Here is a 13331-nt window from a genome sequence, read left to right as displayed (position 1 = left end):
CAACGCTTATCAGGCCTGGAATTACCTTAGCACAGCTCTAACTGGATATGATGGTCAGCAATCACCTGCATCACACCAGCAGGCGGCAGCGTGTCGGTATACACCGCATCCACCATGCTGATGCTGCCCATATTCACCATCGCGTTACGCCCAAACTTCGAGTGGTCCACCACCAGCATCACATGCCGTGAATTCTCAATGATCGCGCGCTTGGTGCGAACCTCGTGATAATCAAACTCCAGCAGAGAACCGTCGCTGTCGATGCCGCTGATCCCTAAGATGCCGAAGTCCAGACGGAACTGAGAAATAAAGTCGAGGGTCGCTTCGCCCATAATACCGCCGTCGCGGCTACGCAGTTCACCACCGGCGAGGATTATGCGGAAATCCTCTTTCGCCATCAGCGTGTTCGCCACATTGAGGTTGTTGGTCACAATGCGTAAATTGCTGTGATTAAGCAGCGCGTGAGCCACCGCTTCCGGCGTGGTTCCGATATCAATAAACAGCGTTGAGCCGTTCGGGATTTGCGTGGCAACTTTGCGGGCAATGCGCTCTTTTTCCGCCGTCTGCGTCGCTTTACGGTCATGCCACGGGGTGTTGACTGAGCTGGATGGCAGCGCCGCGCCGCCGTGATGGCGCAAAATCATGTTCTGATCGGCCAGATCGTTAAGATCGCGGCGAATCGTCTGCGGGCTGACGGAGAAATGCTCCACCAGCTCTTCAGTACTGACGTATCCCTGTTTTTTTACCAGCTCGATGATCGCGTCATGTCGTTGTGTTTGCTTCATTAGTGTTCCCTGAAATTTTGCCGGATGCGCTAACGCTTATCCGGCCTACAAAGTTCGTTTCCGCACATTCATCGTATCGGCAAACGCCATTGCCAGACCCACGGCCAACCCGGCGATATGAGCGCCATTCGCCATCGACATGCCGAATAGATCAAACCAGCCGGCAACAATCCAGATCAAAGCAAAGATAATCAAACCACGCTGCAGGAAAATACCGCTTTGCGGATCGCGCTCGCCGCGCAACCACACGTAGCCCATCAGCGCATATACCACGCCAGACAGTCCACCAAACCACGGGCCGCTAAATTTCTGCTGAACATAGCCGCTCAACAGGGCGCTGATCACGGTAATTACAATCAGTTTTCCACTGCCCAGACGCTTTTCAACCGCACCGCCGAGATACCACCACCACAACAGGTTGAACAGAATATGCATCAGCGAGAAGTGCATAAAAGCGTGGGTGAAATAACGCCAGAATTCAAATTTCAGCGAAGGGTCAAACGGCCATGCCAGCCAAAGCATCACCGCCTGGTCGCCCAGCACGTTCATCGCGATAAACACCAGCACACACGCGGCCATTACCAACCAGGTTACCGGGCCTGCGCGTTCGCGCAATGTGGCCAGGAACGGATAACGCTGGTAGTGCAGACCGCTGTCGGTCTGACCCGACTGCCAGCTTGCCGCTAGGTAGCGCGGATCGCCCGGATTCTCCAGAAATCGCGCCAGTTCAGCATGCACGCGCTCGGCCTGGGACTCATCCGCCAGCCAGACATCCGTTTGCTGATGTTGTTGAATCGTCAGGATAACGCCCTGTGTCGCCATATAATCAACAAATGCCTGCGCCACGCGGGGGTTAGCAAAAGAGGTAATCATCAACATGGTTGCTGTCGCTTATTCCACACAAAAGAGGACAGTATATATATCCTGCCCGTTTCAGGCTGCATCTTTGTTAGCTTACGAACCGTATGCCACTTCTGCCGGAAAATGTCGATGCCAGGCGTCGAAGCCGCCGTCAACGCTGTAAACCGCGTCATAGCCCTGCTGAAGAAGATATTGCGCCGCGCCTTTACTGCTGTTGCCGTGATAACACATCACCAACACAGAGGTGTCGAAATCATGCTCGCGCATAAATGACCCCAGCGTGTCATTCGTCAGATGAAACGCCTGCGGGGCATGACCCATGGCATAGCTTTGCGGATCACGGATATCCACTAACACCGCGCTCCCCTGATGCAGCTTTTGATGCGCTTCTTCGACATTAATACATTCAAACTGATCCATTGCTCTCTCTTCTTTATATGGCAGGTGATGCTTTTCGGACATGTTACTGCTTAGTGTACGTCCCGACGGCAGTTAAACGCCATAATGTTATATGTATCACTGTAAATTGTTTATCCGATGTTACCAATGGCGCGATTCTTTGCTATTATGCTCGATAACGAACATTAATGAGCTATAACGAAAGTGCGAGAGGCCAGCATGGAAACCAAAGATCTGATTGTGATAGGTGGAGGCATCAACGGTGCCGGTATCGCGGCAGATGCCGCTGGACGCGGTTTATCCGTGCTGATGCTGGAAGCGCAGGATTTAGCCTGCGCCACCTCTTCCGCTAGCTCCAAACTCATCCACGGTGGCCTGCGCTACCTGGAACACTACGAATTTCGTCTGGTAAGCGAAGCGCTGGCCGAACGTGAAGTGCTGTTGAAAATGGCACCGCATATCGCCTTCCCGATGCGCTTTCGCCTGCCCCATCGCCCGCACCTGCGTCCGGCGTGGATGATCCGCATTGGTTTGTTTATGTACGATCATCTGGGCAAACGCACCAGTTTACCAAGCTCTACCGGTTTGCGTTTTGGCGCGGATTCCGTAATGAAACCTGAGATTGTGCGCGGTTTCGAATATTCTGACTGCTGGGTAGACGATGCGCGACTGGTTTTGGCAAACGCCCAAATGGTCGTACGCAAAGGCGGAGAAGTATTAACCCGCACTCGCGCCACTTCTGCTCGCCGTGAAAACGGTTTGTGGATTGTTGAAGCTGAAGATATCGATACCGGCAAAAAATACACCTGGCAGGCGCGTGGCCTGGTCAACGCCACCGGTCCGTGGGTGAAAGAGTTCTTCGACGACGGTATGCACCTGCCATCACCGTACGGCATTCGCCTGATTAAAGGCAGCCACATCGTAGTGCCGCGCGTACATACCCAGAAGCAAGCTTATATTCTGCAAAACGAAGATAAGCGTATTGTGTTTGTTATCCCATGGATGGACGAATTCTCGATCATCGGGACGACAGACGTTGAATACAAAGGCGATCCGAAAGCAGTGAAAATTGATGAAAGCGAAATCAATTACCTGCTGAAGGTCTACAACGCGCACTTTAAGAAGCAGCTGGGCCGTGATGATATCGTCTGGACTTACTCAGGCGTGCGTCCGCTGTGCGATGACGAGTCTGACTCACCGCAGGCGATCACCCGTGATTACACGCTGGATATCCACGACGAAAACGGCAAAGCGCCGTTGCTGTCGGTCTTTGGCGGTAAGCTGACCACCTATCGTAAGCTGGCTGAGCACGCGATGGAAAAACTGGCATCGTACTACCAAGGAATTGGTCCGGCATGGACGAAAGAGTGCATTCTGCCAGGCGGTGACATTGGCGGCGATCGCGAAGATTACGCGGCCAAACTGCGCCGTCGCTACCCGTTCCTGACCGAGTCGCTGGCACGCCATTATTCTCGCACATACGGCAGCAACACCGAATGGGTTATCGGCGAAGCCACCTCGCTTGCCGAGTTAGGTGAAGACTTTGGCCATGAGTTTTATGAGGCCGAGCTGAAATATCTGGTCGATCACGAATGGGTTCGTCGTGCGGAAGATGCGTTGTGGCGTCGCACGAAAGAAGGTATGTGGCTGAATGCTGAGCAGCAGTCGCGTATGACCCAGTGGCTGGCGGAGTACATTGAGAAGCACCAGCTGTCGCTGGCGTCCTGATAAAAATGCCGGATGCGGCTAGCGCCTTATCCGGCCTACAAGAGTGCATAAACGTAGGCCGGGCAAGCGAAGCGCCCCCGGCATCGTGTGTTACAACCGCACCGAATCAATATGCCAGATGTTTTCGGCGTACTCTTTGATCGTCCTGTCCGACGAGAAGTACCCCATGTTGGCAATATTAATCATCGACTTGGTGGTCCACTCTTCCGGGTGACGATACAGTTCATCAACCTTATCCTGGCAATCAACGTAGCTGCGATAATCCGCCAGAACCTGATAGTGGTCACCAAAGTTAATCAGCGAATCCACCAGGTCGCGATAACGTCCCGGCTCCTCAGGGCTGAATACGCCGCTGCCGATCTGCGTCAGCACCTGGTGCAGCTCTTCGTCTTTCTCGTAATACTCACGCGGCTTGTAGCCCTGGCTGCGTAAAGCCTCGACCTCTTCCGCCGTATTACCAAAGATAAAGATATTTTCTGCGCCCACATGCTCCAGCATCTCAACGTTGGCACCGTCCAGCGTACCGATGGTCAGCGCACCGTTAAGAGCAAATTTCATATTACTGGTACCGGAGGCTTCGGTCCCGGCCAGAGAAATCTGTTCAGAAAGGTCGGCAGCTGGAATAATCACCTGCGCCAGGCTGACGCTGTAGTTGGGGATAAACACCACTTTCAGCTTGTCGCCAATTTGCGGATCGTTGTTGATCACTTTCGCGACGTCGTTGATCAGGTGAATGATGTGTTTCGCCATGTAATAAGCAGAAGCCGCTTTACCGGCGAAGATATTCACACGCGGCACCCACTCAGCGTCAGGATCGGCCTTAATGCGGTTGTAGCGGGTGATCACATGCAGCACGTTCATCAACTGGCGTTTGTATTCGTGAATACGCTTTATCTGCACATCAAACAGCGATTTCGGGTTCACCACCACGTTCAGTTGCTGGGCGATGAGCGTGGCCAGACGCTTTTTATTCTCCAGCTTCGCGCGGCGCACCGCCTGATTTACCAGTGGGTAATCGCAGTGCTGCTCAAGCTCGCTGAGCTGGCTGAGATCGGTTCGCCAGGTGCGACCAATGTTCTCATCCAGCACTTCAGAGAGCGACGGGTTAGCCAGCGCCAGCCAGCGGCGCGGCGTCACGCCATTGGTGACGTTGCAGAAGCGAGTCGGGAAAATCTTCGCAAAATCAGCAAACAGCGACTGCACCATCAGGTTGGAGTGCAGCTCGGAAACGCCGTTAACCTTGTGGCTCACCACCACCGCCAGCCATGCCATACGCACACGACGGCCGTTAGATTCATCGATAATCGACGTCCGCCCCAGCAGAGCAGTATCGTTTGGATACTGTTCCTGTAACGTCTTCAGGAAGTAGTCGTTGATTTCAAAGATGATTTGCAGATGGCGCGGCAAAATTTTGCCCAGCATATCGACGGGCCAGGTCTCCAGCGCTTCGCTCATCAAGGTGTGGTTGGTATACGAGAAGACCTGGCAGCAGACCTCAAACGCATCGTCCCAACTGAACTTATGCTCATCGATCAGTAAGCGCATCAGCTCAGGGATCGACAGCACCGGATGGGTATCGTTGAGGTGAATGGCGATTTTATCCGCCAGATTGTCGTAGGTTTTGTGCAGCTGATAATGACGGTTCAGGATGTCCTGCACCGTAGAGGAGACCAGGAAATACTCCTGGCGCAACCGCAGCTCGCGTCCTGAATAGGTGGAGTCGTCCGGGTACAGTACGCGGGAGACGTTCTCGGAGTGGTTTTTATCTTCCACAGCCGCAAAGTAGTCGCCCTGGTTAAATTTACCGAGATTAATCTCGCTACTGGCCTGGGCATTCCACAGACGCAGCGTGTTGGTGGCGTCGGTGTCGTAGCCGGGGATAATCTGGTCGTAGGCGACCGCGAGGATCTCTTCGGTTTCTATCCAGCGAGTTTTCTTACCTTCCTGCTGAATACGCCCGCCAAAACGCACTTTGTAGCGCGTGTTGTGGCGTTTGAATTCCCACGGGTTACCGTATTCCAGCCAGTAGTCCGGCGACTCTTTCTGGCGGCCATCAACAATGTTCTGCTTGAACATACCGTAGTCATAACGAATACCGTAACCGCGTCCCGGCAATCCCAGCGTTGCCAGAGAGTCCAGGAAGCAGGCCGCCAGGCGCCCGAGACCGCCATTGCCAAGACCCGGGTCGTTTTCTTCGTCGATCAGATCTTCAAGATCCAACCCCATACCTTCCAGCGCATTTTTGACATCGTCATAAATGCCCAGCGATAACAGTGCATTGGAAAGCGTGCGGCCAATCAGAAACTCCATAGACAAGTAATAGACCTGACGAGTTTCCTGAGATAATTGCGCACGGTTAGAACGCAGCCAGCGCTCCACGAGACGGTCGCGCACCGCGAACAACGTGGCGTTCAGCCACTCATGTTTATTGGCAATGACCGGGTCCTTACCAATCGTGAACATCAGCTTATAGGCAATAGAATGCTTAAGTGCCTCTACGCTGAGTGTGGGCGATGCATAAGTAAATGGAGCATTCATATAGGTGATTCCTGGATATCTATTTCAAGCGATAGTAAAGCTCACGGTATGACTTCGCCGCGACTTGCCAGCTAAAATCCATGGTCATGGCCTGACGTTGTACAAACCGCCAAAGCGAAGGCCGGGACCACAATACGAAAGCACGCCGGATCGCGCGTAACAGCGACCAGGCATTACTATCTTCAAATACAAACCCACTGGCGATACCGTCCGCCAGGTTTTCCAGCGAACTGTCAGAGACTGTATCAGCCAGCCCACCGGTGCGCCGCACCAGCGGCAGCGTGCCGTACTTCAGTCCATACAACTGCGTTAAGCCACACGGCTCAAAACGGCTGGGAACCAATATCACATCGGCCCCACCCATGATGCGGTGCGAGAAGGCTTCGTGATAGCCGATCTGCACACCCACCTGTCCTGGATGTTCCGCCGCTGCGGCGAGGAATCCTTCCTGTAATACCGGATCGCCCGCGCCTAGCAATGCCAACTGTCCACCCTGCTCTAACAACCCCGGCAGCGCTTCCAGCACCAGATCCAGCCCTTTTTGACTGGTCAGACGGCTCACCACGGCAAACAGCGGTACTTTATCGTTGACCTTAAGTCCCATCGCTATCTGAAGCTGACGTTTGTTTTCTGCCTTCTCCTCCAGCGTGTCGCGCGTATATCGCGATGCCAGCAGGAGATCGGTTTCCGGGCTCCAGATTTTTTCATCAACGCCGTTCAGCACGCCGGAAAGGCGCCCTTCGCGATGACGTTGCTGCAACAGACCTTCCATCCCGTAGGCAAACTGCGGCTCGGTAATTTCCCGCGCGTAGGTCGGACTGACCGCCGTAATGTGGTCGGCGTAGTACAACCCTGCCTTCAGAAACGAAATCTGCCCGTTAAACTCCAGTCCGTGCACATTAAAGAACGACCATGGCAATTGGATGTCATCCATATGCTTTGCATAAAACATGCCTTGATACGCCAGGTTGTGGACGGTGAACACCGATTTCGCCGGATGGCCGCGCGCCGCCAGATACGCCGGGGCCAGACCCGCATGCCAGTCGTGCGCATGCACCACATCCGGGCGCCAGAATGGGTCAAGGCCACAGGCCATTTCACAGCCAACCCAGCCCAGCAATGCAAAACGCTGCACGTTATCGGTATACGCAAACAGGTTAGTGTCGTGATACGGGCTACCGGGGCGGTCATAGAGATGCGGCGCGTCAATCAGGTAAATACCCACGCCGTTGAAATGCCCGAACAGCAGCGTGATACGTCCGGCGAAGGTATCCCGACGCGTTACAACCTGCGCATCGGGAATGCCGCGACGAATATCAGGAAACGCCGGGAGCAGCACGCGGGCATCCACGCCGTCCGCTATTTGCGCTGCGGGTAACGCCCCAATAACATCCGCCAGTCCCCCGGTTTTTAACAGGGGGAACATCTCTGAACAAACGTGTAAAACCTGCATTATCGCTCCTGTTTGATCTGCAGTTTGCGTAGCATTTCACGCGTGACCAGCACAATACCTTCCTCTGAACGGTAGAAACGACGCGCATCTTCTTCCGCGTTTTCACCAATCACCATGCCTTCGGGAATAACGCAGGCGCGGTCGATAATGCAACGACGTAAGCGGCACGAACGTCCCACCCACACTTCAGGTAACAACACTGCCGAATCAATGTTACAGAATGAATTCACCCGCACTCGCGGGAACAGAACGGACTGCACCACCACCGAACCTGAAATTATGCATCCGCCAGAAACCAGCGAGTTCAGCGTCATTCCGTGGCTGCCGGAACGGTCCTGAACAAATTTCGCCGGTGGCAGCGATTCCATGTGCGTACGGATTGGCCAGTCCTGGTCGTACATGTCCAGTTCAGGCGTCACCGAAGCCAGATCGAGGTTCGCCTTCCAGTAGGCTTCCAGCGTACCCACGTCACGCCAGTACGGCTCGGATTCCGGGTCAGACTGCACGCAGGACAACGGGAATGGATGTGCATACGCCATGCCAGCTTCGGTGATTTTCGGGATAATGTCTTTACCGAAATCGTGACTGGAGTTTTCATCGAGGTCATCTTCCGCCAGCAATTCATACAGATAATCGGCGTTGAAAACGTAGATCCCCATACTGGCAAGAGATTTGGTCGGGTCGCCTGGCATGGCTGGCGGGTTAGCGGGTTTTTCAACAAACTCGATAATTTTGTCGCTGTCGTCCACGTCCATTACGCCAAACGCGCTGGCCTCTTCAATAGGCACTGGCATACAGGCCACGGTGCAACGCGCGCCTTTCTCGACGTGGTCGATAAGCATGCGTGAGTAGTCCTGCTTGTAGATATGATCGCCCGCGAGGATCACCACATATTCCGCTTTATAGCGTCGAATGATGTCCAGGTTTTGGGTCACCGCATCCGCCGTACCGCGATACCAGTTTTCACCCTGCATTCTCTGCTGGGCAGGCAGCAGATCGACAAACTCGTTCATCTCTTCGCTAAAGAACGACCAGCCGCGCTGAATATGCTGCACCAGCGTGTGGGACTGGTACTGGGTGATCACGCCAATACGGCGGATCCCGGAGTTAATACAGTTGGATAAGGCAAAATCGATAATGCGGAACTTACCGCCAAAGTGCACAGCAGGTTTGGCACGTTTGTTGGTTAAATCTTTTAAGCGGGTACCGCGGCCACCGGCCAGGATCAGGGCAACAGATTTTAATGGCAGCTGGCGCGCCAACATTACACGATCGTTCTTCTCTAAACTCACCATGACTAACTCCTTTTTTATCTTCTCTGGAACACACACAGTCCGTGCGCAGGTCCCTGCCAGACAGCCGTAAGCACCGGATTATCCTCTCCGGCAAATGGGGGAACGGCGCACCATTCCCCTTCAGGTAAAACGATATCTGTCACCTCAAGCGTGGCATTTATTGCAATCAGAAAACGGTCTGATAGCAGGATTTGCATCTGCCTCGGGCCGTTTTGCCACTCATCCGCACTTAAGGGTTGTGCGTACTTATTTAGCCAACGAACATTGCCATCGCCCTCTTCCCACCAGCGATCACCCGTCAGTGCAGGAATTTGCTGGCGAAGATGGATCAGGGCAGCGGTAAATGTGGTTAGTCCGCTGTTTGCCTGCTGCCAGTCCAGCCAGGTCAGGGCGTTATCCTGGCAGTAAGCGTTATTGTTGCCGTGCTGGCTATGACCATGCTCATCGCCCGCCAGCAACATCGGCGTCCCCTGGGAGAGCAACAGCGTGGATAACAGCGCATGAATGCTGTCGCGCCGCCGCTCAATCAGGTCCAGCGTGCCGCCTAATCCTTCTTTACCATGATTGTCGCTGTAGTTATTGCTAGTGCCGTCGCGATTTTCCTCACCATTCGCTTCATTGTGCTTATTTGTGAAGCACACACAGTCGCGTAGCGTAAAACCGTCGTGCGCAGTCACCAGATTGACCGTCGCGCTGGGTTTGCGACCATTGCGTTTAAACACGTCGCTTGATGCGGCAAAACGCCCGGCAAACTCACCCAACGAGAGATTACGCTGGAGCCAGAAGCGTCGGGTCGCATCGCGGAAATGGTCATTCCACTCGGCAAACGGCGGGGGGAAATTCCCCACCTGATACCCACCTTCACCAATATCCCACGGTTCCGCAATCAGCTTAACGCGTGAGAGCAGCGGACAGTTTTGGATCGCGGTAAACAGTGGCGCATCCTGACGAAACGCAGGTGTACGCCCCATGACGGAAGCCAAATCAAAACGAAAACCATCCACATGGCAGGTTTCAACCCAGTAGCGCAGGCATTCACATGCGTATTCCACAACGCCCGGATGGCTCAGATTGAGGGTGTTCCCACAACCGGTCCAGTTGTAGTAATCACCATCGTCCCTGATCCAATAATAGCTACGGTTATCAATTCCGCGCAGCGAGAAGACGGGGCCTTCGAGATCCAGCTCGGCGCTGTGGTTCAAAACGATATCGAGAATGACCTCAATCCCCGCTTTGTGCAGCGCTTTTACCGCGTCGCGAAACTCATCAAGCGCACTCTCCGGCGAACAGGCATAGGCCGGATGCAGCGCGAACATCGCTACCGGGTTGTAGCCCCAATAGTTCGACAGCCCCAGCCGCTGAAGCCGTGGTTCGCTGGCAAAATGCGCCACCGGCAGCAGCTCCAGCGCGGTAATGCCGAGGCGCTTGAAGTAATCGATCATCACTGGATGGCCCAGCGCTTTGTAGGTTCCGCGAATCTCTTCCGGCAGCTCAGGATGCAAATACGTCAACCCTTTGACATGCGCTTCGTAAATCACGGTATTGCCCCACGGCGTGCGCGGCGGGGTATCATCCTCCCAGTCATAATGATCGGACACCACCACGCCCTTCAGCGCGATGGTGGCATTATCATGATGATCCGGTTCATTTAGCCCACCGTGCAGCAGCGGGTTATCTTTTAACTCGCCATCCACCCGACGGGCGCAAGGGTCAAGCAGCAGCTTGGCCGGATTAAACCGGTGGCCCTGCTGCGGTTGCCATGGGCCATGAACACGATAGCCATAGCGCAGACCGGGCCGGGCGTTGGCCAGATAGCCGTGCCAGACATCACCGCTACGCCCCGGCAGGTCATAGCGAAGTTCGCACCCTTGCTCATCGAATACGCATAATTCAACGCGTTCAGCGTGGGCTGAGAAGAGTGTGAAATTGACACCATGGCCGTCATACGTTGCACCATGGGGGGTGGCGTTGCCGGTTGCCAGTTGCGTCATTACCCCTCCCGAACCAGCCAGATCGTTGCCAACGGCGGTAACGTGAGGCTCAGTGAGTGCTGACGACCATGGCTGGCGATTTCATCGCTGTGCACCGCACCGCCATTGCCGGTATTGCTACCGTGGTAATGCATCGAGTCGGTATTGAGGATCTCACGCCATTTGCCTGGTTGATTGATACCGAAGCGATAGCCGTGGCGGGGCACAGGCGTAAAGTTGCTGACCACGATGATTTCATTGCCGACCTTGTCACGACGCACGAAAGCCAGCACCGAACGTTCGTTGTCATCTACCACCAGCCACTCAAAGCCATAGGCGTCAAAGTCGAGCTCGTGCAGCGCTTTGTGATGACGGTAGGTGTGGTTCAGATCGCGCACCAGACGCTGTACGCCGTGGTGCCAGTTATCGCCACCTTCCAGCAGGTGCCAGTCGAGGCTGGCGTCATGGTTCCATTCACGTCCCTGCGCAAACTCGTTGCCCATAAACAGCAGTTTTTTGCCCGGGAAGGCCCACATCCAGCCGTAGTAGGCGCGCAGGTTGGCAAACTTCTGCCATGCGTCTCCCGGCATGCGATCGAGAATGGATTTTTTACCGTGTACCACTTCATCATGCGACAGCGGCAGGACGAAGTTTTCGGTGTAGTTGTACAGCATGCCGAAGGTCAGCTTGTCGTGATGGTACTGACGATGAATCGGATCCAGCTTCATGTAGTCCAGCGTGTCGTGCATCCAGCCGAGGTTCCACTTATACCAGAACCCTAAACCGCCCATATCCTGTGGTCTTGAAACGCCGGCAAAGTCGGTCGACTCTTCCGCCATGCTCACCGCACCAGGCACCTGCTCGCCAAGAATGCGGTTGGTATTGCGCAAAAATTCAATGGCTTCGAGGTTTTCACGACCACCAAATTCGTTTGGGATCCATTCCCCTTCTTTGCGGCTGTAGTCGCGATAAATCATCGACGCCACGGCATCCACGCGCAGCGCGTCAATACCAAAGCGTTCAATCCAGTACAGAGCATTACCCACCAGGTAGTTGCTGACTTCACGGCGACCATAGTTGTAGATCAGCGTGTTCCAGTCCTGGTGATATCCTTCGCGCGGGTCGCTGTGCTCATACAGGTTGGTGCCATCAAACTCTGCCAAACCAAAGTCGTCCGACGGGAAATGACCCGGCACCCAGTCGAGAATGACGTTCAGCCCCGCCTGATGCGCGGCATTCACGAAATAGCGGAAATCATCGCGCGTCCCGAAGCGACGGGTCGGCGCATACATGCCGGTAGGCTGGTAGCCCCAGCTACCGTCGAACGGATGCTCGTTAATCGGCAACAGTTCGAGATGAGTAAAACCCATCCACTTAGCGTACGGCACTAACTGATCCGCCAGTTCGCGGTAGCTCAGCCAGAAGTTGTTATCGGTATGACGACGCCATGAGCCCAGGTGCACTTCATAGATAGAGATCGGTGCATCAAACTGGTTGGCTTTTTTGCGCGCCTCGCTTTGCACTACTTTTTCCGGCAGACCACAGATAAGCGACGCGGTTTCCGGACGCATTTGCGCTTCGAAGGCGTAAGGGTCCGCTTTGATTCGCAGCTTACCGTTGGCATCGATCATCTCGTATTTATACAGCTGACCATGCTGCGCGCCGGGGATAAACAGCTCCCAGATACCGCTTTCTTTGCGCAGGCGCATTGGGTGGCGACGGCCATCCCAGTAGTTGAACTGCCCAACCACTGACACGCGTTGAGCGTTAGGCGCCCAGACTGAGAAGCGCGTACCGGTTACGCCATCCATGGTATCCGCATGCGCACCCAGCGTTTCGTAAGGTCGCAGGTGCGTACCTTCAGATAACAGCCAGGCATCCATATCCTGGATCAGCGGGCCAAAACGATAAGGGTCATCAATCAGATTCTGCTGTCCATGCCAGACAACGGCCAACTGATAGCGAAAGAAATTTTTACGGCGGGGAAGTACTGCACAGAAAAAACCGCGAGAGTCGAGGCAATCCAGCTTGCCGACTTTGCGTCCGGTTTTGGGTTCGATCACCCACACTTCGGTGGCGTCAGGTAATAGGGCGCGGACTTCAAGTCCAGCATCAGTTTGGTGCATACCGAGTACGGAAAAAGGATCCGCAAAATGGCCTGCAATCAGCGCATTAATCACGTCTCTATCGATACGAACGGACATGGTTGTCATCCTGTTTTATGGCGTCACCCCTTCCAACTGATTTTCGACATCAGGTAGTGACACTTTTTTTGACCTGAACGGCGCAGCACAATTGTGCA

At 54.4% G+C, this 13331-nt stretch carries 9 protein-coding genes; 1 reads left to right on the top strand and 8 read right to left on the bottom strand.

Annotated elements, in window-relative coordinates; translation table 11 throughout:
• Positions 1-26: 26 nt before the first annotated feature.
• The 3 genes from ACHHZ7_RS14895 to glpE all read right to left on the bottom strand — a co-directional run bounded on the left by ACHHZ7_RS14895 (position 27) and on the right by glpE (position 2066).
• Entirely contained in the window at positions 27-785 is a 759-nt protein-coding gene (locus ACHHZ7_RS14895; protein ID WP_003023499.1) for a DeoR/GlpR family transcriptional regulator, read from the bottom strand.
• 45 nt (positions 786-830) lie between these two features.
• Positions 831-1664 (bottom strand): rhomboid family intramembrane serine protease GlpG, encoded by an 834-nt coding sequence (gene glpG, locus ACHHZ7_RS14890; protein WP_032945236.1) that lies wholly within the window; start codon positions 1662-1664, stop codon positions 831-833.
• Between the two features lie 75 nt (positions 1665-1739).
• Positions 1740-2066, bottom strand: coding sequence for a thiosulfate sulfurtransferase GlpE (glpE, locus tag ACHHZ7_RS14885; protein WP_060682880.1), 327 nt, complete (start codon positions 2064-2066; stop codon positions 1740-1742).
• A 198-nt stretch (positions 2067-2264) separates the two neighbouring features.
• Here glpE and glpD point away from each other — a divergent pair, with 198 nt between their 5' ends.
• Positions 2265-3773 (top strand): glycerol-3-phosphate dehydrogenase, encoded by a 1509-nt coding sequence (glpD, locus tag ACHHZ7_RS14880; RefSeq protein WP_008786343.1) that lies wholly within the window; start codon positions 2265-2267, stop codon positions 3771-3773.
• Positions 3774-3863: 90 nt separating this feature from the next.
• Here glpD and glgP read toward each other — a convergent pair whose 3' ends face one another.
• The 5 genes from glgP to glgB are packed head-to-tail and all read right to left on the bottom strand — an operon-like array spanning position 3864 to position 13233.
• A complete protein-coding gene (glgP, locus tag ACHHZ7_RS14875) occupies positions 3864-6311 on the bottom strand; it encodes a glycogen phosphorylase (RefSeq protein ID WP_048215392.1) in 2448 nt (815 codons plus the stop codon).
• 19 nt (positions 6312-6330) lie between these two features.
• Entirely contained in the window at positions 6331-7764 is a 1434-nt protein-coding gene (gene glgA, locus ACHHZ7_RS14870; protein ID WP_003827622.1) for a glycogen synthase GlgA, read from the bottom strand.
• Positions 7764-9059, bottom strand: coding sequence for a glucose-1-phosphate adenylyltransferase (gene glgC, locus ACHHZ7_RS14865; RefSeq protein WP_006687433.1), 1296 nt, complete (start codon positions 9057-9059; stop codon positions 7764-7766). The genes glgA and glgC overlap by 1 nt, the downstream gene beginning before the upstream one ends.
• A 14-nt stretch (positions 9060-9073) precedes the next feature.
• Positions 9074-11050 carry a glycogen debranching protein GlgX gene (gene glgX, locus ACHHZ7_RS14860; protein ID WP_060682881.1) on the bottom strand — a complete coding sequence of 659 codons (1977 nt, stop codon included), beginning with the start codon at positions 11048-11050 and terminating at the stop codon, positions 9074-9076.
• Positions 11050-13233, bottom strand: coding sequence for a 1,4-alpha-glucan branching enzyme (gene glgB / locus ACHHZ7_RS14855; RefSeq protein WP_032945237.1), 2184 nt, complete (start codon positions 13231-13233; stop codon positions 11050-11052). The genes glgX and glgB overlap by 1 nt, the downstream gene beginning before the upstream one ends.
• Between the last annotated feature and the right edge of the window lie 98 nt (positions 13234-13331).

The sequence above is a fragment of the Citrobacter freundii complex sp. 2024EL-00216 genome (assembly GCF_043945515.1).
GTDB classification, from domain to species: Bacteria; Pseudomonadota; Gammaproteobacteria; order Enterobacterales; family Enterobacteriaceae; genus Citrobacter; species Citrobacter portucalensis.
This window is presented reverse-complemented; position numbering and strand designations above follow the sequence as displayed.

What these genes read in the sequence shown, in the direction of transcription:
- ACHHZ7_RS14895 (WP_003023499.1), bottom strand. Translation starts at nt 785, where the DNA reads ATGAAGCAAACACAACGACATGACGCGATCATCGAGCTGGTAAAAAAA.
- glpG (WP_032945236.1), bottom strand. Translation starts at nt 1,664, where the DNA reads ATGTTGATGATTACCTCTTTTGCTAACCCCCGCGTGGCGCAGGCATTT.
- glpE (WP_060682880.1), bottom strand. Translation starts at nt 2,066, where the DNA reads ATGGATCAGTTTGAATGTATTAATGTCGAAGAAGCGCATCAAAAGCTG.
- glpD (WP_008786343.1), top strand. Translation starts at nt 2,265, where the DNA reads ATGGAAACCAAAGATCTGATTGTGATAGGTGGAGGCATCAACGGTGCC.
- glgP (WP_048215392.1), bottom strand. Translation starts at nt 6,311, where the DNA reads ATGAATGCTCCATTTACTTATGCATCGCCCACACTCAGCGTAGAGGCA.
- glgA (WP_003827622.1), bottom strand. Translation starts at nt 7,764, where the DNA reads ATGCAGGTTTTACACGTTTGTTCAGAGATGTTCCCCCTGTTAAAAACC.
- glgC (WP_006687433.1), bottom strand. Translation starts at nt 9,059, where the DNA reads ATGGTGAGTTTAGAGAAGAACGATCGTGTAATGTTGGCGCGCCAGCTG.
- glgX (WP_060682881.1), bottom strand. Translation starts at nt 11,050, where the DNA reads ATGACGCAACTGGCAACCGGCAACGCCACCCCCCATGGTGCAACGTAT.
- glgB (WP_032945237.1), bottom strand. Translation starts at nt 13,233, where the DNA reads ATGTCCGTTCGTATCGATAGAGACGTGATTAATGCGCTGATTGCAGGC.